The 23,171-nt window shown below is 39.8% G+C and carries 20 protein-coding genes and 3 riboswitches; of the genes, 9 read left to right on the top strand and 11 right to left on the bottom strand.

Going from position 1 to position 23,171, the window contains the following annotated elements; genetic code table 11:
- Positions 1-146: 146 nt before the first annotated feature.
- The gene (gene fdhF / locus RCP16_RS14660; RefSeq protein WP_371748105.1) at positions 147-3,143 is read left to right on the top strand and encodes a formate dehydrogenase subunit alpha; all 2,997 of its coding nucleotides are present in this window, start codon (positions 147-149) and stop codon (positions 3,141-3,143) included.
- Positions 3,127-3,693 (top strand): helical membrane plugin domain-containing protein, encoded by a 567-nt coding sequence (locus RCP16_RS14655; protein WP_308640640.1) that lies wholly within the window; start codon positions 3,127-3,129, stop codon positions 3,691-3,693. The genes fdhF and RCP16_RS14655 overlap by 17 nt, the downstream gene beginning before the upstream one ends.
- A gap of 154 nt (positions 3,694-3,847) precedes the next feature.
- On the opposite strand, the gene RCP16_RS14650 is transcribed toward RCP16_RS14655, so the two are convergent.
- Both RCP16_RS14650 and RCP16_RS14645 read right to left on the bottom strand, forming a co-directional pair.
- Complete coding sequence (locus RCP16_RS14650) at positions 3,848-4,660, bottom strand: transglutaminase-like domain-containing protein (RefSeq protein WP_308640639.1); 813 nt, start codon at positions 4,658-4,660, stop codon at positions 3,848-3,850.
- Between the two features lie 13 nt (positions 4,661-4,673).
- A riboswitch (cyclic di-GMP riboswitch) is annotated at positions 4,674-4,751 on the bottom strand.
- Positions 4,752-4,819: 68 nt separating this feature from the next.
- Positions 4,820-4,903: riboswitch (cyclic di-GMP riboswitch) on the bottom strand.
- 90 nt (positions 4,904-4,993) lie between these two features.
- Complete coding sequence (locus RCP16_RS14645) at positions 4,994-5,638, bottom strand: sortase (protein ID WP_083243388.1); 645 nt, start codon at positions 5,636-5,638, stop codon at positions 4,994-4,996.
- 62 nt (positions 5,639-5,700) lie between these two features.
- Positions 5,701-5,796, bottom strand: a riboswitch (cyclic di-GMP riboswitch).
- A gap of 188 nt (positions 5,797-5,984) precedes the next feature.
- Here RCP16_RS14645 and RCP16_RS14640 point away from each other — a divergent pair.
- Positions 5,985-6,605 carry a LysE/ArgO family amino acid transporter gene (locus tag RCP16_RS14640; RefSeq protein WP_069326721.1) on the top strand — a complete coding sequence of 207 codons (621 nt, stop codon included), beginning with the start codon at positions 5,985-5,987 and terminating at the stop codon, positions 6,603-6,605.
- 125 nt (positions 6,606-6,730) lie between these two features.
- Here RCP16_RS14640 and RCP16_RS14635 read toward each other — a convergent pair whose 3' ends face one another.
- The 4 genes from RCP16_RS14635 to RCP16_RS14620 are packed head-to-tail and all read right to left on the bottom strand — an operon-like array spanning position 6,731 to position 10,866.
- Complete coding sequence (locus RCP16_RS14635) at positions 6,731-7,759, bottom strand: glycoside hydrolase family 43 protein (RefSeq protein WP_308640638.1); 1,029 nt, start codon at positions 7,757-7,759, stop codon at positions 6,731-6,733.
- Positions 7,760-7,810: 51 nt separating this feature from the next.
- Positions 7,811-8,674 (bottom strand): carbohydrate ABC transporter permease, encoded by an 864-nt coding sequence (locus RCP16_RS14630; RefSeq protein ID WP_083243387.1) that lies wholly within the window; start codon positions 8,672-8,674, stop codon positions 7,811-7,813.
- Positions 8,671-9,528, bottom strand: coding sequence for a carbohydrate ABC transporter permease (locus RCP16_RS14625; RefSeq protein WP_069326719.1), 858 nt, complete (start codon positions 9,526-9,528; stop codon positions 8,671-8,673). Before RCP16_RS14625 ends, RCP16_RS14630 begins: the two co-directional genes overlap by 4 nt.
- 39 nt (positions 9,529-9,567) lie before the next feature.
- Positions 9,568-10,866 carry an ABC transporter substrate-binding protein gene (locus tag RCP16_RS14620; RefSeq protein ID WP_308640637.1) on the bottom strand — a complete coding sequence of 433 codons (1,299 nt, stop codon included), beginning with the start codon at positions 10,864-10,866 and terminating at the stop codon, positions 9,568-9,570.
- 223 nt (positions 10,867-11,089) lie between these two features.
- On the opposite strand from RCP16_RS14620, the gene RCP16_RS14615 reads away from it, so the two are divergent.
- Positions 11,090-12,196 (top strand): GntR family transcriptional regulator, encoded by a 1,107-nt coding sequence (locus tag RCP16_RS14615; protein ID WP_069326717.1) that lies wholly within the window; start codon positions 11,090-11,092, stop codon positions 12,194-12,196.
- Between the two features lie 82 nt (positions 12,197-12,278).
- Here the strand turns inward: RCP16_RS14615 and RCP16_RS14610 are convergent, their stop codons facing one another.
- From RCP16_RS14610 to RCP16_RS14600, 3 genes are read right to left on the bottom strand one after another with little or no spacing between them, the layout of a single operon-like run.
- On the bottom strand, positions 12,279-13,151 hold the full coding sequence (locus RCP16_RS14610) for a sugar phosphate isomerase/epimerase family protein (RefSeq protein WP_308640636.1): 873 nt from the start codon (positions 13,149-13,151) through the stop codon (positions 12,279-12,281).
- Between the two features lie 4 nt (positions 13,152-13,155).
- Entirely contained in the window at positions 13,156-14,013 is an 858-nt protein-coding gene (locus RCP16_RS14605) for a sugar phosphate isomerase/epimerase family protein (protein WP_308640635.1), read from the bottom strand.
- Positions 14,010-15,071 carry a Gfo/Idh/MocA family protein gene (locus tag RCP16_RS14600; RefSeq protein ID WP_308640634.1) on the bottom strand — a complete coding sequence of 354 codons (1,062 nt, stop codon included), beginning with the start codon at positions 15,069-15,071 and terminating at the stop codon, positions 14,010-14,012. The genes RCP16_RS14605 and RCP16_RS14600 overlap by 4 nt, the downstream gene beginning before the upstream one ends.
- A 202-nt stretch (positions 15,072-15,273) precedes the next feature.
- Here RCP16_RS14600 and RCP16_RS14595 point away from each other — a divergent pair, with 202 nt between their 5' ends.
- Positions 15,274-16,155, top strand: coding sequence for an AraC family transcriptional regulator (locus RCP16_RS14595; protein ID WP_137221204.1), 882 nt, complete (start codon positions 15,274-15,276; stop codon positions 16,153-16,155).
- A gap of 17 nt (positions 16,156-16,172) precedes the next feature.
- Here RCP16_RS14595 and RCP16_RS14590 read toward each other — a convergent pair whose 3' ends face one another.
- Both RCP16_RS14590 and RCP16_RS14585 read right to left on the bottom strand, forming a co-directional pair.
- Positions 16,173-16,373 (bottom strand): hypothetical protein, encoded by a 201-nt coding sequence (locus RCP16_RS14590; protein ID WP_069326712.1) that lies wholly within the window; start codon positions 16,371-16,373, stop codon positions 16,173-16,175.
- Position 16,374: 1 nt separating this feature from the next.
- Complete coding sequence (locus RCP16_RS14585) at positions 16,375-16,854, bottom strand: hypothetical protein (protein WP_069326711.1); 480 nt, start codon at positions 16,852-16,854, stop codon at positions 16,375-16,377.
- Between the two features lie 145 nt (positions 16,855-16,999).
- Here RCP16_RS14585 and RCP16_RS14580 point away from each other — a divergent pair, with 145 nt between their 5' ends.
- The 4 genes from RCP16_RS14580 to RCP16_RS14565 all read left to right on the top strand — a co-directional run bounded on the left by RCP16_RS14580 (position 17,000) and on the right by RCP16_RS14565 (position 23,107).
- Positions 17,000-18,220: an acyl-CoA dehydrogenase family protein gene (locus RCP16_RS14580; protein ID WP_308640633.1), complete on the top strand. Its 1,221-nt coding sequence runs from the start codon at positions 17,000-17,002 to the stop codon at positions 18,218-18,220.
- A gap of 77 nt (positions 18,221-18,297) precedes the next feature.
- On the top strand, positions 18,298-18,543 hold the full coding sequence (locus RCP16_RS14575) for a hypothetical protein (RefSeq protein ID WP_137221199.1): 246 nt from the start codon (positions 18,298-18,300) through the stop codon (positions 18,541-18,543).
- A gap of 467 nt (positions 18,544-19,010) precedes the next feature.
- Positions 19,011-20,471: a 3' terminal RNA ribose 2'-O-methyltransferase Hen1 gene (locus RCP16_RS14570; protein WP_308640632.1), complete on the top strand. Its 1,461-nt coding sequence runs from the start codon at positions 19,011-19,013 to the stop codon at positions 20,469-20,471.
- Positions 20,468-23,107, top strand: a complete 2,640-nt coding sequence (locus tag RCP16_RS14565) for a polynucleotide kinase-phosphatase (RefSeq protein WP_308640631.1) — start codon at positions 20,468-20,470, stop codon at positions 23,105-23,107. The genes RCP16_RS14570 and RCP16_RS14565 overlap by 4 nt, the downstream gene beginning before the upstream one ends.
- Positions 23,108-23,171 lie beyond the last annotated feature (64 nt).

Here is a 23,171-nt window from a genome sequence, read left to right as displayed (position 1 = left end):
AACGGATTGGGTAAATATGATTCATCAATTTTATAATACATGATTTTGTGATATATCACTCAAGCAACAATAAGTAAAAGTAAGCAGTCGGTGGAATCAGAAGGATAAGAGAATGAGTTATTAATTTTGAGGTAGAGGTGAACAACATGATGAAGACAGACCATACAGAACATATCGTGATTGAAGTTAACGGACAATCGGTCGTTACAGAGCCGGGCATAACTATTGTACAAGCCGCCAAAGGACAAGATGAATTTTACATTCCGCAAATTTGTTATAACGAACAACTAGGTGCTATCGAAACATGTGATACATGTATGGTCGAAGTGAATGGAGAGTTGGTTCGTGGTTGTAGTACTGTAGTCAGTTCGGGCATGCAGATTTCTACTGAATCTTCACTGGTCAAAGCAGCTCAGCAAGAATCGATGTCTCGTATTCTTAAAAATCATGAATTGTATTGTACGGTCTGTGATAACAATAACGGCAATTGTGTTGTTCATAATACTACTGAAAAATTAGGAATTGAACATCAAGATTATCCTTTCCAACCGAAACCTTACCAAATCGATAATACCAATCCTTTTTATAGATATGATCCTGATCAATGTATCTTATGCGGACGTTGTGTAGAAGCTTGTCAGGATCTTCAGGTCAATGAAACGTTAACCATCGATTGGAGTCGTGATCAACCCCGTGTGATCTGGGATGATGATGTTCCTGTCGATCAATCGTCTTGCGTATCTTGTGGTCATTGTGTCACTGTATGTCCTTGTAATGCGTTGATGGAGACCACGATGGTCGGTGAAGCGGGATTCCTAACAGGCATCGATAATCAAGTAATGGAGCCAATGATTGAATTAACCAAAGAAATCGAACCGGGCTACCGAGAGATTTTCAAAGTGTCTGAGATCGAAGCTTCTATGCGTCACTCTCGAATTCAACGCACCAAAACGGTCTGTACGTATTGCGGAGTTGGGTGTAGCTTTGAAGTGTGGACCAAAGGACGTGATATTCTCAAAATCGAACCGTCTATCGATGCTCCAGTGAACGGTATTTCGACATGTATCAAAGGTAAATGGGGTTGGGATTTCGTCAATAGCGAAGAACGTCTAACCAAGCCTTTGATTCGTAAAGGTGATCGATTTGTAGAATCAAGCTGGGAAGAAGCATTGAACCTAATCGCTGGCAAATTAGGCAGTATTCGTGAAGAATATGGTGCAGACTCGATCGGTTATATCGCTTCATCCAAATGTTCTAATGAAGAAAATTATATTTTTCAAAAATTCGTTCGTTCGATTATGGGAACGAACAATGTAGATAATTGTTCACGTTATTGTCAGTCTCCAGCGACTTCGGGATTGATGCGTACTGTCGGTATGGGTGGAGATAGCGGCACAATCGAAGATATTCAGCAAGCCGATCTAGTCATGATTGTCGGTGCTAATCCTGCGGAATCGCATCCTGTATTAGCCACACGAGTGAAACGAGCACATAAACTTCACGGGCAGAAATTAATCGTATCTGATCTACGTAAAAATGAAATGGCTGAACGTGCGGATATTCATTTGCATCCAAGTCCGGGTTCTGATCTGGTCTGGGTATCGGCAGTGACCAAATATATTATTGATCAAGGTTGGGAAGCCCATGGATTCTTAACAGCACGTGTAGATGGATATGAAGAGTTCCGTCAATCGCTAGATCAATATACGCTAGAGTACGCAGAACAAGTATCTGGCATCTCTCAAGCTGAATTGATTGCAACCGCTGAAATGATTCATCAAGCCAAATCAGTATGTGTGTTGTGGGCGATGGGTGTGACTCAACATCGCGGCGGAACCGATACGTCAACCGCTCTATGTAATCTATTGTTGACGACAGGGAATTTTGGTCGTGCGGGTACAGGCGCTTATCCTTTGCGTGGTCATAACAATGTGCAGGGAGCTTGTGATTTTGGAACAATGCCGAATTTCTTCCCCGGGTATGAAAAAGTATCGGATGATGATGTTCGTCATCGTTATGAGCAAGCTTGGGGAGTAGAACTTCCATCAGAACCCGGATACGATAATCATCAGATGGTTGATGCAATTGAAGAAGGTAAACTGAAAGCGATGTATCTATTTGGCGAAGATATGGCATTGGTCGATTCTAATTCCAACTTTGTAGCGGATATGTTAGGCAAATTAGACTTTTTCGTAGTCCAAGATATTTTCTTCTCCAATACAGCTCAATATGCAGATGTGATCTTGCCAGCTTCTCCAAGTCTTGAAAAAGACGGCACATTTACCAATACAGAACGCCGTATTCAGCGATTCTATGAAGTACTCGCACCTTTGGGTGATTCCAAGCCAGACTGGCGTATTATTCAAGATGTAGCGAATGCTCTGGGTGCAAATTGGAACTACACTCATCCAAGTGAAATTATGGCAGAAGCCGCAAGTCTAGCACCTTTATTTGCAGGTGTTCATTATGATCTATTGGAAGGTTGGAATAGTCAATTGTGGCCTGTACATCCTAATGGAACAAGCACACATTTATTGTATGAAGAGTCTTTTCATTTTCCTAATGGCAAAGCAAAATTGTATCCGGTAGAATGGACACAGCCGTATGAGCCGGAAGCGATGTATGATCTTCATTTGAATAATGGACGATTATTAGAACATTTCCATGAAGGAAATATGACGTACAAATCAGAAGGGATTCGCCATAAAGTATCTGGAACTTGGCTTGAAGTGTCACCAGAACTAGCTGCCGAAAGAGGCATACAAGATGGCAGTAAAGTTCGCTTGATTTCTCCATTTGGTAAAGTGAAATTGTCAGTACTGGTTACAGATCGTGTCAAAGGGAAAGAATTGTATTTGCCTATGAACACTTCGAATGAAGAGGAAGCGATCAACCGCTTAACCAGTAGCTATACAGATAAAGTCACCCATACACCAAGTTATAAAGAAATTAATGTGATGATGGAAGTGCTGACAGATCAAGTGGAACATCAGGTGTCGCCTTTACCACAGGTGAATCCACGCTTCGCTACACGGCGCCCACAGATTAGTGTACGCGTGGAAGATAAGTGGAATCGATCAGACTACGAACCGATTGCTACAACGATCCAGAAGGAGCGTGAGTCCCATGGCGAGACCTATTAAGCAGATCGAACGTCATATTCCAACAGAAGCCGAAATTCAAGCCCAATCACTAGGTCTACTGATCAAAGCATTAACTGAAAATACAGAATCAATCTTGAAAATGTTAGAGATTGTCAAAGAACTCGATCGAGCAGGTGTATTGGATATTGCAGATGCTGCACTCAAAAATAGAGTCCCTATTGGAGCTATAGGTATCGATATGATTGAAGGTATGAATTTACCCCCACTGATCAAAAATGCATTTACACTGGTTCAAGTATTAGGAAAGCTTGATCCAAAAGAACTAGAGAAGCTGATCAAAGCTTTAGGGGCTGGATTAGATCACCTTGGAGACCTACAAGCTGATCCTTCGCAAAAAATCTATGAGACTGATAAACCTTCTAAAGTGGGCAAAAAGAACAGTCATTTAGATGATCATCCACCAGGGATGCTAGGATTACTCGGAATGATGCGTGATCCTGATGTTCGATCATCATTATCAGTGGGATTACAGTTTCTTAAAGCGATGGGTGGAGAACTCAGTAAAAAAGAACCGCCTCAAAGCTCATAATAGATAAATTTTCATCCATCAATAATCGTTAAATAAATGCAAATAAACCTGTAAATAACACAAGAAAAAAAGAGGAACTGATCATTGTTGAGATCAGTTCCTCTTTTTTATACTGTATGAATATTCATTTAGGATGAATATTGTATTTGTAGGATTAGTACGTTTTAACTGCTTTGTATTGAGAAGCAGGTTTAGTCAAAGTAGTTGTTTTACCGTTTTGTTTAAGTGTTGCATCGATAGTTGTATCTACTGTTACCCATTGACCATTCAAGAAAACTTCGTTCCAAGCATGATATTCTTTAACGTTAGTAGAGTTACCCATAACCAATTTAGTAGGAACGCCTACGCTACGAAGCATTGCTGCATTTAGAGAAGCATAATCATAGCAGATGCCTGTGTTAGATACTAATGTGTTTGCTGCATCAGGTACATATACAGCAGGTAATGCACTAGCAAATTTATAATCATATTTTACGTTAGTTGTAATGTAGTTGTAGATGGCTTGAGCTTTTTGCTCGTCTGTTGTAGCGTTTTTAGTCAATTGTTGTGCTTTGCTGATTAAAGTAGGAGCATTTTTCCAATCTACATTTTGAGTGGAAGCAAGATAGACAGCATTTGAGTCGTCAAGGTTCATTTCAAGAGAATCACCTTGGATTTTTTTGTAGCTGTTACCTGATGTGTTCTCAAGGATCGTTACATTGTATGTTCCATTACCTAGTTGTAAAGGGAAAGAAGAATCGGATTGAGAAGCATTAAGATCGTAAGTGTAGTTCACATCGTTTTTGCTGATCATTAATTTAGTACGAGTGTGAGAAGGTGCATTATAGTGAACGGCGATAAAGCCTTCGCTTACTGTTGAAGTGTCTAACCAAGAGTCAGTAGTAGTTGTTGTAGATGCATAAGTATGCGCCGGAGCGAAAGATATAAGAGTGAATGCTGTCAAGCAAGTTAGCAAAAGTTTTTTCATAAGAATTATTCCTTTCGGTAGCTGGCTGCCATGTATACAAGGCCCTTTAGCTTTGCGTCCCAGTCTTTCGACAGGTTTGCCGTTATCGTTTGAATTTTAGTTTAAATTTGCATATATTACATAAAAAGGATATTGAGAGTATAAGAAAAAGCTTCTTCATTCGGTGGCTGGCTGCCAACCTCTAAGAGGTAAGGCCCTTTAGCTTTGCGTCCCAGTCTTTCGACAGGTTTGCCATTATCGTGCTGAAGCTTTTATGGTTAGTGTTAAAAAATCCTAAACCTTAAAAGTTACTTGTGGTTCACATTTACTATAATATCATTAAATCAAGAAAAATCAACTAGAAATATTTGTCGATATGCGCTCGGCATGGATAATAAGTCTATGAGTCGGATTGACTAGAGGATCACAAGTGACCAGCGTGATTTCTTCACGATTCGGATTACTTTCTAATACTGATACGTCAGTAGGTTCCACTATACTTATATTATCGGTTTTATATTCGAAAAGTGTACCCCTAGACTCAATTTTTATAATATCGCCTACTTTTATTTCATTTAAACGGTTAAATAATCGTCCATATTTGTGAGCACGATGAGCTGCAATGGCGAAGTTTCCTTTTTCACCTAATTGATCGGTTTCGGAAATGTGTACAGCTGCACTACGCATATTCTCACGAGTTGCTCCTTCTACTATCGGTAATTTCACATCAATCTTATCGATAGTAATAATACCGAGGATCTCTCCTTGTACCGGTGGAGGAGCGGTAGTTGAAGATTCGCTTTCTTCATTAAGCAGATGATTGACTTTGGCGTATCCACTTTGTAAATTAGTAGGTTGAGCAGTCGATTGTGCCATAGCTTCATTTTCAGCTTCATCTAATAAGCGACTTTGTTGCCAATCCGAATACCATTCATTCACTTGTGGATAAGCAAGTATTATAATCCCTAGCAAAATGAATACATAAGACCACTTTTTCATTATCATCACTCCGTATCTCTAGTTGTATATAATAAAACGCAGAAAAAGCCCCGATATATGTTCGGGGCGGTAGGACAATCATAGAAGTATAGTGATCTATACTCGTTAGACTCCACACTTTGCGTCCCATTCTTTCGAATGGTTTGCTTTTTTCCATAGATATCATTAAAAATTGAAGTTACTGCTAATAGTATCATTGATAGTAGGCACAGTAAATAAGTAAGTGAGATAATAACAGGGTTAATCCAATAAAATATTTTAGACCAATCATTGTGTTATCGATTAGGCTGTACCTTTATTCGTTATCCAAGGTATACTTCAGTTTGCAAGCGAAAGGAGATTAAATATGGTTGGGATTATCATGCATGCTTTGTTATTAGCATTGGGGCTTATTTTGCCTTTAGGTGTACAAAATATTTTTATTTTTCAACAAGGAATGGTGCAACGTCGATTCTGGCGGGCTTTGCCAGCGGTTATTACAGCAGGGGTATGTGACACATTGCTGATCAGTCTGGCTGTAGGTGGAGTCTCTTTATTAGTGCTTGGTCTGCCGTGGATTAAGCATGTATTAATGATCGGTGGAATCGTGTTTCTTCTATATATGGGGTATATCACATGGAGGAGTAGTATTCAGGCTGAACAAGGGAATCGTAATGCCTTATCTATCCGCAAACAGATTGTTTTTGCTTTATCAGTGTCTTTACTCAATCCACATGCGTTGTTAGATACCATTGGTGTGATTGGTATTAGCTCGCTACCTTATGAAGGAAGCGATAAATTTGTTTTTACAATCACATGTATTATCGTGTCATGGGTATGGTTTGTAGGTTTAGCAGTTAGTGGGCATTGGGTAGGTCGACTGGATCAATCAGGGAAGTGGTTGCCTTTGTTGAATAAATGTTCAGCAGTAATGATCTGGGGGATTGCTTTGTTTCTTTTGTATCGTTATGTATTCGGAGCATTTTAGATCAGAGATACTACTATCGAAGATTCAAGGCGTGCCAATAAATCACCAAAAACCTCTATATCACTGCATACTCTCAGTAATATAGAGGAGACTGGTTTTACTTAGAATACAAGAATGATATTTATTTAGCTTTCTTTAGCGTGATCTACAGATGCTGTTTGATCTGTAGAGATGTGATCGGCTACAGGTACACCAAAATTCGGGGTATGGTCTGCATTCCAATGAATGATCTGAGCACGCATATGACGGTTCGGATCGTATAATGGATTACCTGAAATTTCTTTGTAATTACGAGCATGATAGATCATGACATCCTGTTGTCCATCTTCTGATACTGTGAAGCAATTATGTCCGGGGCCATACTGAGAATGGGCTTCGGCTGTACCAAAAACGGGTTGATCACTTTTGATCCATGATGCTGCATTTAGAATATCGCTATGAATATCAGCAGTAAGTAGTCCCATACAATAATGATGATCAGTAGCGCTGGCAGAATAACTGATAAATAATTGATCTTGTTTGCGTAAAAAAGCAGGGCCTTCATTGACTTTGAATCCGATACATTCCCATGATAGTTCGGGAATACTGAGTCTGGTCGGCGTACCTTTTAACGTCCAAGGATTATCCATTACAGATAGATAGAGATTAGAGTTACCATCGATTTCAGGTTCTTTTTGCGCCCATAGTAGATATTGTTGATCTTGATGTATAAATGTAGTCGCATCTAGAGCAAATGTATCCCAAGGCGTAATGATTTGTCCTTTTTCTACCCAAGTACCTTCTAATGGATTGGGATGATCATTTTCCAGTACAAACATACGATGCTGGAAAAGCCCATCGACAATCTCGTCTGTAGCGGCTGCGGCAAAATAGATATACCATTTCTGATGAATATAATGAATTTCAGGAGCCCAGATTAAATGGCTCATCGGCCCTGTATCCGGCTTACGCCATACGATAACAGGTTCTGCATCTGCAAGACCTTGAATATGGGTAGCCCGCCGAAGCTCTATATAATCAAAAGAAGGCACAGAGCCGGTAAAATAATAATAATCATCGGTATGTCGATACACCCACGGATCAGCACGTTGTTCAATAATCGGATTGCGGTAAGTGGTTGTGGATGAAGAAGTAGGTGAAGATTGAGTATCCATCTCAAGACTCCTTTATATAATCTATAGTGTGTTGGGACTGATATGCACTGATTATCCTTTGACTGCACCAGCGGTGACGCCACCGATAATGTATTTCTGTGCGAAAAGATAGAACACCATAATCGGGATCATAGATAAAATAATGGCTGCAAATGCCATATTAATCTCTGATGTGTATTCTCCGAAAAATTGGAACTGAACTAATGGTAAAGTGGAAGCTTCTTTTTTCTGCACAATAATCATCGAGACGACAAAATCATTCCAAGCTCCAAGCGCGCTTAATACCAGAATCGTTGAATTAATTGGCTTCAGTAGCGGGAAAATAATACTGAAAAATGTCCGATATCTGGATGCGCCATCTAACATTGCTGATTCTTCTAATTCGCGTGGAACCGTCTTAATAAAACCTACATATAAGAAAGCGAAATATCCTATCTGTACACCGGTTAATGCAATAATTAGACCGGGAATCGTGTTCAATAAATGCAGTTCTGTCCACGTTTTGTACAGAGGAAACATTAATACTTGAAAAGGCAACATAATACTAGACATAAACAGATAGTAGAAAAAGTTATAAAAGCGATTGTTGTTACGTGCGATCATATAAGCCGCCATCGAACAGACGGTGATCGTTAATAATACGGTGCCAATAGTCGTCAGCACACTGTTTCGTAAAGCAAGAAAAAAGTTAGAAGCGGCTATCGCATCGCTGTAATTGGACCATGCAATATGTGTTGGAAAAGCTAGTGGACTTTGAGCCGTTTCGATGGGTGTCTTAATCGAATACACGATAGCGATATAAAACGGAAATAAAAACAAAATCGCGATAATATACAACATAATAATTCGGATTAACTTGGGAAAGCGACGTTTTGACGTTTCTTTGACTCGTACAATCGGAACCGAAGTATTCAATATTCCACCTCTCTTCTCCGGAAATAGTTAGTGACAAACACAGTCACGATCAAAATAAAGAAGAATAACATAAGGGCTGCCATCTGCCCGTAACCGGCTTTGAAATAAGGAAACTCATAATTATACACATACATAGCCAGTGTTTCGGATGATGTACCCGGGCCGCCTTTCGTAGCGACCATCGGATAATCAAATTGCCGTAATCCTGTACCGATCCAGAGCGGAATACAATACGTGAAAGCAGGCATTAACAAAGGAACTGTAATTTTGGAAAATTGAATCCAACTGCCAGCTCCATCAATATGCGCTGATTCGTACATATCTTTGGGAATCGTCTGTAGTCCTGCATAATAGATCACCATCGCCAGACCGACTTCTTTCCAGACGCTAATAATCGAAATGCCTAGCATAACGGTAGTCGGATTTCCCAATAATCCTCCATCGGTATGGAAAATCGTTGGGAAAATATCGCTGTAAATATAACGCCAGATAATAGCAGCTAGCACCAGACTGATCACCATCGGCATAAATATAAAGCTTTTGAGCAAATTAACGCCCGGGAACTTGGTATTTAGCGCAACTGCCAGACCAAGTCCGATCACATTGATAAATACGGTCGTAAAGATCGCAAAAAACAGTGTGTTTTTAATCGGATTCAATAGCTCTGTATCGGTAAATAATAATTTGAGATTGTGCAAACCTACATAATCGTAAGACATATCAATCCCGTTCCAGTTAGTAAAAGCAATATTGACTCCACGAAAGAAAGGGAACACAACAACAAGGCAAAAGAAAAGTAAAGCAGGAACGATAAAGGTGAACTTGAGCAGTTCGTCTTTGTACTTACGGGTCACGAGATCACCACCAGATTAGTTAGAATAGGATACTTACGATTAATTCATTTTGTTGATTCGAGCGAAATCAGCATCTAATTTTTGTAGCAATTCATCGACGCTACGTGTTGCAGGATCAGAGACAAGGAAGAATGTTAAATCTTTTTGCCATGTATCATCATATTGTCCGTACCAGAGAGGTTTAACCTGATTGTTAACAACTTTGCCTGTTTTGAAGATGGTTTGAAATTCTTCAGAGATTGGATCTTGTTTGGCTGGTTTGATATCTGCTGAGATTGCGCTTAGTGTCTGTACGCCATCTGCCCAGATTTGAGCACCTTCATCAGATGCCATAAATTCTAAGAATTTTTTAGCGGCATCTAGATTTTTGGATTGAGCACCGATCATCCATGTATCATCTGTAGAGTAAGTCATGACATTGTTCTCAGGCGTATCTGTTGCTGGATACATAAAGACACCGAAATTGCCTTCAGGGTTATAGCTACGAATCGTTCCAATAGCAAAGCTACCCATAATATCCATTGCCGCTTTACCTTGAGCAAAATACTGAAGCGAACGATCATAATCAATATCAGCAGCATCTTTGTTAGCAAAAGAACTAAGTGTATTTACACGAGTCAAGAAATCTTTGTAACCCGGAATCGCTGCAAAAGTAGTCTCGCCTGCCATCATTTTGCCTGCATAATCAGGATTGTCTTTAAGCAAATTACCCCACATATCAGGCCACATAAAGCTCATATATGAAGCGCCATCTTTCCATGAAGCGGCAAAAGGAGTGATATCTTTGGATTGTAACGTTTGTGCTACTTTCACTAATTCAGAGTATGTTTTAGGAACTTCTACGCCTGCTTTTTTGAATAAATCTTTGTTGTAGATGACAGCGTTGGTCATTAGGTCAGTAGGTAATCCGTATACTTTGCCGTCGTAGGAAACGTTAGGGAGATAATCTTTATTTACTTTTTGAATAAAAGGTTCATTGGTAAGGTCTAGAAAAGAACCTGCTTTGGTAATATCGACCATACCTTGCGGACGACCAAAAATGATATCAGGTACATCGCTTGCAGCCACTTTCATTTTGATATTGTCATTGTATTTATCTACAGGCATGACTTGCACATCGAACGTAATATTAGGATTCAATTCCGTAAAGCGGTCGGTTAATTTTTTAAATGTATCGACTTTGGGCTTCTCCACCATATAGTGGGTAACTGTTAACGTTACTTTGTCATTGGCTCCACTTCCACCTGAAGCAGAAGAAGAATCGGTAGAGTTACCACAAGCAGATAAAAGGGTCGTCACCAGTAGCAAAGAAGAAAGTAAGATACCTGATTTTTTCATAATTGACCTCCAAATTTAAAATGTAAACGCTTTATTTATGTAGTATACGGCTCAAATTTTAGAATTTATATACTCAATTGGTTATAAATTTAATAAAAATATGTTTTATATAAAAAGTATATTTATGTGCTATAATCAGCTCCAAATAAAAATGTATACGTTTACAATAAAAGTGCTATGCTATAAAAAATGTAAACATTTGATGACGGAGGTGAGAATAGACATGAAGAAAATGCCACTGTATAAGCAGATCAAACAGCAGATCAAAGATAAGATTATTTCAGGGGAATTACGATACAAAGATCGTGTGCCTTCCGAGCAAGAGATTATGGATGAATATCAAGTGAGTAAGATTACAGTGAAAAATGCGTTGATTGGATTAGCTGAAGAAGGATGGGTTACTCGTATTCAAGGGAAGGGGACATTTGTATGTTGGAATGAGCAAGAGGAGAGTAATCATACGCAATCAGAATATCTTTCCGGGCATCATCAACAGGGATCATCCAGTGTACCTACTGCCCATTTACCATTGATTGGTCTGATTATTCCTACAATGAAGACCAGTGTCATCCAGAAAATGATTGATTATACAGAATATTATGCAGGGCAATTGGGTTATCAATTGATCCTCCATATTACACGTGAATCGTCGAGCAATGAGACAGAAGCTATCGTTCGGCTGTTGTCGATCGGAGCGCAAGGGATGATTGTGTTTCCAACAGAGGATGAGAAATACAATGAGTCGTTATTGCGATTATCACTGGATAAATTTCCATTTGTGTTTATGGATCGCTATTTACGCAATATTGAGACGTTCCGAATCACTTCAGATAATTTGAGTGCGGCTTATGAAGCGATTGTCTATTTATTGAGCAAAAAGCATCGTCATATCGCGTTAATTTCACCGGATCGAACCAATACCGTCATTGAAGATCGTACATCGGGTTTTGAAAAAGCATATATCGATCATCATATCTCAATCGACAAAAATCTATGGTGTCATATTCCGTTGGATATTTTGCGTAATGAGCAGGGAAAAGAATATATTACCCATTTCATGAATCACCATTCACAGGTGACTGCTGTACTGGCTTTAAGTGCAGAAGCAGCCAAATTAACATATGCTTCACTAGTAGAACTGGGAAAGACAGAGGATGTAGAATTGATTTCTTTTGATAATCCAGAATTGCCAGGTATCGGTTACTTGAAGCAAGATGAACGAACGATAGCGAGATTAGCTGTAGAGTTAGTGCATGCACAGATCAAAGGCAATCATGAACCACAGCATAAAGTGGTACAAGTGAGTCTGAATTTGCAACAATTGATCTAAACGTCTAAAAGGTGAAAAAAGCCTTCAAAAGATCATTAATCGATCATTTAAAGGCTTTCATATTTATCCTAATCAAGCTTAATTATTGAGTTGATTTGTATTGTTGAATAAACGAAACGGCTTGCCGAATATCTTGCTCGGGTTGGTCACCGACTTCACGTTCGATCGTCAGATAACCGGTATACCCGATATCTTGTAAAGCGGCAAAATACGCTTGGAAATCAACGCTTCCTTCACCCAGTGGAACCTCGCTAAATCCAATACTTCCATTATTCATCGCAGCGATCTGTTCATGACTCAGGTCACCATACACATCATGCGGATTGACCTCACGTGTACGAACGCCATCTTTGACATGAGTATGCACGATATAGTCACGTAATGTATATACACCTTGCACCGGATCATCGCCTGTAACCATCACCATATTTGCTGGATCGTAGTTGACTGCAACGCCTTTACTTTCTAAAGAATCGAGAAAAGATTTGAGACGTGATGCAGGTTCAGGGCCAGTCTCTATCGCAAAATAACCGCCTAAATCAGAAGCAAAAGCAGCCAGTTCATTACACGCCGATTGCATCACTTTATACATAGGATCGTTCTCATCTTCAGGCACAATACCGATATGAGTGGTTACGATCGGACTGCCTAGCTCAAGTGCCAGCGTCATGACTTTTTTGGATTTTTCGATTTTCCAGACATTATCTGCTTCATTACGAAATCCGTGGCCTCCATAATCTGCACATAAAGCAGACACTTCCAGTCCAAGTTCAGCCAAATATTGTTTGAGTTCAGCACGAGCTTGTGCATCTAAGTGATCAGGGTCCATTTCACCCTGTGTTGCCCAAATCTGTACACCGTCTGCGCCGACTTCTTTTGCTTTTTGCAAATCGGCTTTGAGTCCTAGACCAAAGCTATCAGAGATAACACCAATCTTGCCTAATGTTGTGACCATGTCATTACACCTCTTCCCATATTCTTTGTACATTCTCAAGTCCGATTCGAGCGCCAAGCAAGTCATTTTCTAATCCTTCAAATTCCACAGAAACATATCCATTATATCCAGACTGCTTTACAATCCGCAGTACTTCCCACATATCAATATCACCCTGACCAATGATCGCTCCACGTAGATATTGTCCAGCTGTACTGGTAAACCAACCTTCACCTGGATGACGATAAGCAGGACGAATATAGAAATCCTTCACATGCACCATCGAAGCATATGGCAAATTTTGAGGAACAGCTGCGATTGGATTTTCATCGGCACATAAAAAGTTGCCGATATCGAGTGTTGTTTTGTAATTGGGGCGATCAACAGCTTGGATAAGTGCTTGTACACGATCAGCTTGTTGAATAAAGAAACCATGATTTTCGACACTGGTCGTGATTCCATACTGCTGTGCATGATCTGCGATACGTCGACAAGCTGAAGCGAGGCGATCTAATTGTTGGTTGAAATGTTGAATCGATACGTCTGTAGATGAAGCTACATCATGACGCATTAATTTGACCCCTAATTGATGGGCGATATTGACTTCATCCATCACACGCTGTATTTCTTTCTCATAGGCTTCATCGCTATCGGTTAGAAAGTTAGCTCCAATAGCATAATTAGAAATTTCGATATCTCGCTCTTTGGCTCGCTGAACAATGTGTTCGATCAGTTCAGGCTGTTCGGTCAAATTATAGCTTAGCGGTACAATCTCCACATGAACAGCTCCATGATCTGCGGCAAAATCGATCACATCCACTACATTCATTGCACCCGAACTTAATTGCCCGTGTAGACTATAAGTGCTCAGTCCAAGTTTCATAATTGTACCTCCTTGCCAAGCTTGGCAGATTCGTAGATAGCTGTAAGCATACGCATCATCTGTACACCATCTTCAACAGGGCTTAGTGGTTGCTTACCTGTCTGAATACAGTCGATAAAATGCTTGATTTCATTATCAAAAGCTTGTTCAAATTGAAAATCTTTATGATCGGTCTGAGGTTCTATATTGAGAACTGTATTGTATTTTTCAGTAGTGATATGAACCGCAGGATCGACTTCAAAACCACCTTTAGTGCCATACAATTTGATCATGCCTTCATTTTGCTTGGCATGCAGGCTAAAGCTTACATCTACTATTAATGAAGCGCCATTGGTAAAGCGGATCATTGCATTTGCCATATCTTCAACATTGTTCTGAGTAGCATCATAATCCGCAGCTTGATAACGGGATAGATGTTCTACATTGGCTCGATTACCGAGTTCGTAATACGTATTCCCACTCACCGATAACGGTTCAGGTCGCCCCATGAGATACCAGCAGAGATCGATGGCATGTACACCAATATCGATTAAAGGCCCTCCACCGGAACGTTCAATATCACTAAACCAACCACCTGGATTCCCAAGACGACGAATATAAGAAGCTTTGGCATAATAAATAGTACCGAAGTCTCCTTGTTGACTAAATTGCTTCAACATCTGTGCATTAGCATCATAGCGACGTACAAATCCGACTTGTAGTAATTTGCCTGATGCCTTTACCGCAGCTTGTACTTGTTCTGCTTCTTCGACCGTACGACAAAGAGGCTTTTCGACCAGTACATGTTTGCCTGCTTGTAGAGCAGCGATACTAATTTCGGCATGACTGTTATTCCATGTACAAATACTGACAGCATCTATAGCCGGGTTATCCAGCAGATCCTGATAGTTTGTATAAGCGGTAGCGCCTTCATATTGTCTAGCGACTGTCTCTGCACGTTCTGCATTGAGATCACAGACACCGATAATCTGTACATCTGAATGCTTGTGATAAGGCTTCAAATGAAATTCTGAGATACTGCCTACACCGATTACACCGATTCCAATTTTGGCTGTCATAGATAGTCTCCTTTAGGTTGAAATAGTATGAAATATGTATTTCTCTGGTAAAAGCTATTGCTTTGTTGAAATTATATAATGGATCGTCATGGTGGTCATGAAGCGGTGTGCGGTTTGTTTGTACTATTGTGCGATTTGAAATGATACAATAAAGAAAGAAAAGCAATGTGAATGTGCATTTTGCTGGTAAAGGAGTAGGGAAATGAACTGGCCTGTAGATTTGCAAGAACCGATGAATATGCCTGATCCTTATTTTCCAATCAAAATGAATTTTTGCCATTCTTCAGAGTACGGGCAGATTCTTTTCCCGCATCACTGGCATCCTCATATGGAGTTTCTTTATTTTGAAGAAGGCGAAGCGATTATAGAATGTAATTCGGTACCCATTCATGTACACGCAGGAGATATAATTGTGCTGAATAGTAACGATCTGCATCATGGAATGAGTCTATGTAATCATCTGGTTTATTATGCGCTTATTGCGGATCTGTCTTCATTACAAAGTCTTTCTCAAGATGCGGTCGAGACCAAATTTATTACACCGATGACGCAGAATCGTTTACTTTTTCAAAGTTATATTACAGAAGATCCTGCACTTGATCAGTGTATGACCGAGATTATACATGAATTCAAAACACGTCATTTGGGGTATGAGTTATCGATCAAATCTAATATGTATCGCTTGCTTGCGATGCTTGTACGTCAATATGTAATTGAAGATTCGAACTGGCAAAATCATCACAGTCGAATCAAGAATTTAGAACGATTTACACCGATTTTGCAACATATCGAACAGCATTATGCAGAGGAGATTCCTGTAGAACTATTGGCTCAAATGGCAGGGTTAAGTCGTTTTCATTTTAGTCGTCTTTTTCACGAATTAACGAATCGGACAGTGACTGAATATATCAATCGTGTACGTATTAATCGAGCCGAATATTTATTGCTCAATAGCAGTATGACGGTAGCCGAGATCGCGATGGCTTCAGGATATAACGATATTTCTTATTTCAGTCGTACGTTTAAAAAATATCGCAACGGTTCACCTACTGAAATACGTGCATCATTTGCAAATGTGGAATAATACAAAAAAAGTCCGCCTCATGGGCGAACTTTGATCGATGATTGATTTGAATTTTTCCAATTAGCAATAGCATCACTTACTTCTTTATCTCTTAATTGATCATTTGATCCAGGAATTGTTGGGGAAACTTCATAGTTAGAAAAACGATTTTTTGTTAATGATGTAATAGAGGAAATATTTTTTTTAGATAGGTTGGTTTGGGTAGTTTGCTTTTTCATTTCATCCACCACCTTTGCTTAAGTATACATCAATTAAATGTTGTCCAGCAAGACAAGGTATCATCATTCGAGTTGAACCGATACGTTCTGCACCATATTCTTTTATATAATGTGTAATCAATCCTGTTTTGGAATCGAAAGCAACAAAGCCGTCTCCACCTTGCTCTAAATGTCTTTTTGTAGCAAATGCAAATAAATGATGTGCTATATATTTATATTTTTCCTGTGAGCCACGATTGCGGGGAGCTTTTTCAATTAAATGTATCCATACATGATCTCCTCTGTTTTCTAAAGCAATAGCACCTTCAACATAAGTAGAATGCTTAGTAGTTAATATGTAAACTTCAACGTTCGGGTACTCGAAATATAATGTCCAATCAAATGTAAGTGTCCAGTCTGATTTTGTATGCTGAATATCAATTAATTTTATTGGAGTTATACACATGTGGATCATTTTACCTGTACTATTTTCTACTAACATGTGAACACCTCAAACTATAATTTATGTAAATGAATAATAGTTATAGTTTAATAAATACCATTTATAAAGCACAGACAAACTGCAAAAGTAAAATTGACTATAGAAGTTAAATAGTTATTTGAATCTAATAAACGGGGTGCATAGGATGATGAATATACAGAATTATTTTGCTGTGACTGCGGAGCAACAGGAATTGGTTCAATGGATCGGAGATATAGCAGATCAGTATGCAGATGGAGCAGTAGAAGCGGATGAACATAATCAGTTAAATACAGAATTGATCCAAGCGCTCAAAGATGCAGGCTATCATACATTTTCTGTTCCTACAGAGTATGGTGGGAAAAGCATTTCACTGACTGACTTTTTGCTCTGTCAGGAACGGATCGCACAAGTGGATGCACCGACAGCGATTGCGATAGGTTGGCATCATATTTCGATGTTTAATTTATCACAAAGTCGGGCTTGGGATGAAGAGGTTTTTGCTGATCTATGTCGTGATGTGGTTGAGCATGGTGCTTTAATCAATCGAGCGGATTCTGAAGCGGCAACAGGCAGTCCTTCACGTGGAGGTAAGCCCCAGACCCAAGCGACTCGTTCAGGAGAGAATTATGTATTGAATGGCAGAAAATCATTTACAACGATGTCACCGATGCTTGATTATTTTCTGATCTCAGCCACGCTTGAACCGGATGGGAATGTAGCTGATTTTCTGATTCCACGTACTGTAGAAGGTGTATCGATAGATCCTGTCTGGGATATGGTAGGGATGCGCGGAACGGCTAGTCACAATCTAGTATTAGAAAATGTTATATTACCTGCTAAAGCTTGCGTGGGTATACGTCCGAATGTGAATCCCAATCAACCGCGTAAATGGGAATTAAGTGCATATATGATGAATATTCCAGCCAGTTATCTAGGAATAGCGATAGCGGCAAGACAACATGCGCTCGATTTTGCATCGACGTATCAACCGAATAGTGTCAATGAGCCGATTATTCATTTACCTCATATCCAGCAGAAATTAGGGCAGTTAGAGCTTGAACTCACCACGGCACGTCACTTTATGTATGCTGTAGCGAATCGTTGGGATAGAGAACAAGAGCATTCGGCATCAACTGGAAAAGAATCATTTTCGGATTACCAGAATTGGATTAGCCCTGATCTTGCAGCAGTCAAAACAGTAGCGATTCAAGCCGCTATCTCTGTAACCGATCAAGCAATGCGTATTGTCGGCGCTCATAGTCTAGCGATGAGTCATCCATTGCAAAGATTATATCGCGATGTACGCTTTGGACTGCATAACCCGCCGATGGATGATGTAACGATCACTCAACTGGCACAACGAGCGATTCGAACACAACTTTAAAAAAATGGTTACCAAGTGAATAGTATCTACGTATGTTAAACAGGGAATTGAAATAATGTATACCAAATAAAGCGTAATTGCGAAAAGGACGAGATATTTTGTTAATTAACACACTGGCATGGATTGGCACATTGTTTATGGTATTGTCTGTTATATTAAGCAGTCGAGGATTTGGAGAAATTGGTGTTAGAAGGCGTAATGATGATGCTGAAATACAAGCATATATGGAGCGCAAAAGGAAAAGAATTCAGTGGGCGATTCGAAGTTTTGGCGTAGCTGTTGTGTTTTATATTTTGGTTTTTATTATTTACGCTGTAGGATGACGTAATAAAGATCATGTTGACATTGTCTGGAAAAACGTTATATGATGGTCACAATTCAGGCAGAAAGACCTGAATGTATTCTATACACCACAAAAATAAGGTAATACCCATACATCAAAAGGAGGTCGCGAGAAGATGAGTTATAATCCCAATTTGACGCTATTGGATCTATATACAGACGAACCACGTTATCAGAGTCAGCATTATTGGATACGTATTATAACGACTTATCATTCTGATCGGACCTCGCAAGATTTGTTTTCTTGCTGAATACATATGCTTATAGATTACCGCTTGTACCTTTTGCCAGCTCATACACGGCAGATGGATCAAGTTGTGTCTTACCGTATAATGATTCCAGTGTAAATAGCACTGTCGAGACCGTAGACGAATAAGTCTGCGGTCTTTTTTTATGTAGAAATCGTAGCCAGACAACCACAAAGCTGAATTTGAAGGAGGGGATACATATGTATTTAACAATCAAAGCTACTGGAACACATGCAAGTATGATCTCGCATTTATTAGCCAAAAATCCAAACAATCTTTATGACCGTACCGAAAAAGGTGCAAGAATACGACTGGTGTATACGTCTTTCCAGCCGGAAGAAACCGAAGTGTTGTTATTTGTGACCCCTGATCCGATTGATTTGGTCAAAGGAAGCCCCGATCATTATGATATTACTCAATATATTAACGATCGTGAATTGGTAGTGAGTAGCTTATTTTGTAGTTATATACGTCCGGCATTAGGTACAGCACTTAACGGTAAGCCCAAAGCGGATTATATAGATTGGGTGGAACATCCTTTTACTTTACACATGAGTCTGGGTCCAGTCGCTTCCGATTTGCCTGATCATGTGATTGAATCGTTATTTCAACCGCTTGGTTATGAAGTGCAGATGGAGCGTGGTGAGATCGATTATTCATTTGATCTCAAAAATCGAAGTACTGTACGTCATATTCAGATTAGCGGGCAACAGACATTACAGCACATGCTACGCCAATTATATATTTTGATTCCAGTTCTTGATAATTATAAACATTATTATATTAGCGACGATGAGATTGAGCGATTGCAACGTTACGGTGAAGGCTGGTTATCCACACATCCACAGCATAATCTTATTATCAAACGCAGTCTACGATTTGCTCCGTTAATTAAAGAATATGAGCAAAAAGTAGCGAAAAATGAAGATATAACCAATGTATCAGCAGAATTATTCACAAATCAAGCAGAAGCAAGTGAAATGAAGTCAGAACTATCTGAAGATCAGGGCAAACAATATGATCCAAATCAGACAGAACCTCCTGTGATCCGGTTGAATGAATTACGTTATCGGGCAATCGTCGAACAAGTTAGCCAATTACCACAGCATGAGCAAATTGTTGATTTTGGTGCAGGTGAAGGGAAGTTGTCTGTTCGTCTTGGAGAGATCGAAGGCGTAGAGCAAATCTGGGCGGTAGAGCCTTCGATGCAGTCTCAATTACGAGCGATTGACCGATTTGCCAAATTAGAAGGACGTACTGATTATGTTATTCCGGTGGTAACTACAGGGTCTTTATTTTATCGTGATGAACGTTGGGTCGATCAAGATGTGATCATTTTATGTGAAGTGATCGAGCATATCAATGAAGTCCGATTACCACAAGTCATCCACACGTTATTCACAGATTACCATCCACAGACCTTAATCATGACGACACCGAATCGGGAATATAATGAAGTCTATCAGATGGGCAACGATGAGATTCGTCATACCGATCACCGATTTGAATGGACACGAGCAGAATTGGAGCAATATTGTACACAGTGGATTCAAGATAGACCGTATACATTTACCCTTTCAGGTATTGGGGAAAAACATGAACAGTATGGACAACCTACCCAAATGGTTGTATTTCATAGAATAGGAGGACAGCACCTATGAACAGGCAAATGACAGAAGAACGTAGTGATTCATCTTCCAGCACGATTACGATTCCTCATGCTGGGATTGTGCTCTTAATGGGTGCATCCAACAGTGGAAAAAGTACATTAATTGAGCAACTCAAGCAACAACAATATATTGGAGAGCATGAAAGTCTGTCCTCTGATCAATTTAGGCAAATGGTTGGCGATACAGATTATATTGATTGGCGGCGACCTTCTCGTGAAGAAGGAGAAGTGATGTATCAGCAGTATAAACGCATTTCCGATCAAGCTTTTAAAGTCATGCAAGATCTATTAATCGCGCGCTGTCGCTTAAATAAATTAACGATTGTTGATGCTACACATTTGCAACCTGAAGATCGAGCAGTCTATATTACGCTGGGCAAGCGATATCATGTGCCTGTGATACTGATTGCACTGGATATTTCTGAACAGACATTGATGGAACGGGATCAACATCGTGAACATCCACGAGGACGACAACGGGTCAAGCAACAAGCTCATCAATTCCGAAAAAGTATCAAAGGATTGCGAAGTGAAGGATTCAGCTCTGTATATATTATCAAAGAGCATAAATATGCAGATTTACAATGGAAACGGTCTGCTAACCATATGCTGATCGAACTGACAACAGGGATTGATATCATAGGCGATATTCATGGTTGTTATGATGAAATGATCGAATTGATCGAGCGCTTAGGATATATTGCCGATTCAGCAGGATTATATCGTCATCCGGAAGGACGCAAGTTAGTATCTGTTGGCGATATTATGAGCCGTGGACCGAAGTCGCTAGAGACAATGATATTTTGGCACAATCATTTGACCGCAAAGTTAGCATGGATGGTCGATAGTAATCATGGTTGGAAAATCGCTCGTTATTTGGAAGGTAGACAGGTAACAATGAGTCATGGAGATGAGCAGATTATTGAAGCATTCCAACAATATGAAGTGATTCATGGTATAGAGGATACAAAGATATTAAAAGAACAATTGAAAGACATGTTGTTATCCACACCTTCGCATCTAGTCTTTACACAACATGGAGTCCAACGATTAGTCGTTGCTCATGCCGGGATTCGAGATGATTTCATCGGTAAAGATTCCAAACGTATTGATGATTATTGCCGTTATGGTGATATCGATGGAACAGATGAAGCTGGCAAGCCGATTCGTAAAGACTGGTTTGCCGATCATACATCAGGGGAATGGATTGTATGGGGACATGATCCTCGTCCACAGCCTACAACCGTCAATCAGACGATCAATATTGATCAAGGTGCTGTATTTGGTGGCATGCTGACAGGATATCGTTATCCTGAGCAGACTTTTATGAGTGTCAAAGCGTATGCTGATTATGCACAAGATCCGAACAGCCCGCTAGTTCGCTGGGAAGAAGGACGATTTGCTCCACCTTCGTTATCACGTCTAATTGACGGATATACGGTTCAGACTAAGGTTTATGGAGAAGTGAAAGTACGCAGTGAATTTGTCAAAACAGCTTTAGATACGATTTCACATTATACGATTCCGTTAGAAGAATTAATCTATATTCCACCAACGATGACACCACCTCCATTGGCGGCAGTCGCAGAGAATTATCTGGAACATCCAGCCGAAGCGATCGCTTATTATCGTGCGCAAGAAGTGAGTACGATGATCGCTGAGAAAAAGCATATGGGCAGTCGTGCGATTGTATTACTATTCCGTGATGAACAAGCGGCTATTCCTTATATAGGTAGACCTCTGCATGGAACGATTTATACACGGACAGGCAGAGCATTTTTCCAGATGGAGTTAGAACGTGAAGTGTTATTAACTTTGCAACAGCAACTACAAGAAGCCGATTATTTTGAAAAGTATCAGACCGATTTCGTTCTTATGGATACAGAGATTGTGCCATGGAATCTGAAAGCTCGTGAGTTGATTGCTTCTCAATATGGACATGTCTCTGAAGCGGCTACAATGGATCGAGATTATATCGTTAATCAATTACGCAAAGCTCAAAGTACTGGTGCTACAGTGAGTGACTGGATTGCTGAATGGACGGTCAAACAGCAAAATGCCACTATTTTCCGAGAAACATTCCAGCAGTATTGTTGGGATACCGACGGCATGGAAGGGATACGGATCGCTCCTTTTCATATTTTGGCACATAGTACAGGAGCTTTTATGGATCAGACACATGAGTGGCATATGAAGCATGCTGAAGAATTAGCTCAATATAGTAACTGGTTTATGGCGACAGAGTATAAAATGATCACCGATGAGAATAGTGAACAAGACGTTATACAATGGTGGCAAGAATTAACAGAAGACGGACATGAAGGTATTGTGATCAAGCCAGAGAAGATGATAATGCATCATCGCAAACAGTTAATTCAACCAGCGATCAAAGTGCGAGGACAGAAATATCTGCATATGATCTATGGCATCGATTATTTGCACCCGAATAACTTAAGTCGTCTCAAACAACGTAAAACGCGTAAAAAAGAACGTCATGCTTTGATGGAATTTGCGCTAAGTATAGAATCGGTAGAGCGTTTTGTAAGGCGTGATCGTCTGGAGCAGATCCATGAATGTGTATTAGCTGCATTATCGTTAGAATCGGATGCGGTTGATCCACGATTATAGATGATTTTTGTAGGCATAAATTATAGATTGAAATCATCTCAAATGAACTATTTAAGGAGAGTGA

The organism is Paenibacillus nuruki, assembly GCF_963311185.1.
GTDB lineage: Bacteria > Bacillota > Bacilli > Paenibacillales > Paenibacillaceae > Saccharibacillus > Saccharibacillus nuruki.
Note: the sequence above shows the minus strand (reverse complement) of the source record. Positions and strands in the feature narration are given on the sequence as shown.

Bases quoted from the DNA above. Each gene is read 5' to 3' on its own strand.
- fdhF (WP_371748105.1), top strand. From the start codon at position 147: ATGATGAAGACAGACCATACAGAACATATCGTGATTGAAGTTAACGGA.
- RCP16_RS14655 (WP_308640640.1), top strand. From the start codon at position 3,127: ATGGCGAGACCTATTAAGCAGATCGAACGTCATATTCCAACAGAAGCC.
- RCP16_RS14650 (WP_308640639.1), bottom strand. From the start codon at position 4,660: ATGAAAAAACTTTTGCTAACTTGCTTGACAGCATTCACTCTTATATCT.
- RCP16_RS14645 (WP_083243388.1), bottom strand. From the start codon at position 5,638: ATGAAAAAGTGGTCTTATGTATTCATTTTGCTAGGGATTATAATACTT.
- RCP16_RS14640 (WP_069326721.1), top strand. From the start codon at position 5,985: ATGGTTGGGATTATCATGCATGCTTTGTTATTAGCATTGGGGCTTATT.
- RCP16_RS14635 (WP_308640638.1), bottom strand. From the start codon at position 7,759: ATGGATACTCAATCTTCACCTACTTCTTCATCCACAACCACTTACCGC.
- RCP16_RS14620 (WP_308640637.1), bottom strand. From the start codon at position 10,866: ATGAAAAAATCAGGTATCTTACTTTCTTCTTTGCTACTGGTGACGACC.
- RCP16_RS14615 (WP_069326717.1), top strand. From the start codon at position 11,090: ATGAAGAAAATGCCACTGTATAAGCAGATCAAACAGCAGATCAAAGAT.
- RCP16_RS14610 (WP_308640636.1), bottom strand. From the start codon at position 13,151: ATGGTCACAACATTAGGCAAGATTGGTGTTATCTCTGATAGCTTTGGT.
- RCP16_RS14605 (WP_308640635.1), bottom strand. From the start codon at position 14,013: ATGAAACTTGGACTGAGCACTTATAGTCTACACGGGCAATTAAGTTCG.
- RCP16_RS14600 (WP_308640634.1), bottom strand. From the start codon at position 15,071: ATGACAGCCAAAATTGGAATCGGTGTAATCGGTGTAGGCAGTATCTCA.
- RCP16_RS14595 (WP_137221204.1), top strand. From the start codon at position 15,274: ATGAACTGGCCTGTAGATTTGCAAGAACCGATGAATATGCCTGATCCT.
- RCP16_RS14590 (WP_069326712.1), bottom strand. From the start codon at position 16,373: ATGAAAAAGCAAACTACCCAAACCAACCTATCTAAAAAAAATATTTCC.
- RCP16_RS14585 (WP_069326711.1), bottom strand. From the start codon at position 16,854: ATGTTAGTAGAAAATAGTACAGGTAAAATGATCCACATGTGTATAACT.
- RCP16_RS14580 (WP_308640633.1), top strand. From the start codon at position 17,000: ATGATGAATATACAGAATTATTTTGCTGTGACTGCGGAGCAACAGGAA.
- RCP16_RS14570 (WP_308640632.1), top strand. From the start codon at position 19,011: ATGTATTTAACAATCAAAGCTACTGGAACACATGCAAGTATGATCTCG.
- RCP16_RS14565 (WP_308640631.1), top strand. From the start codon at position 20,468: ATGAACAGGCAAATGACAGAAGAACGTAGTGATTCATCTTCCAGCACG.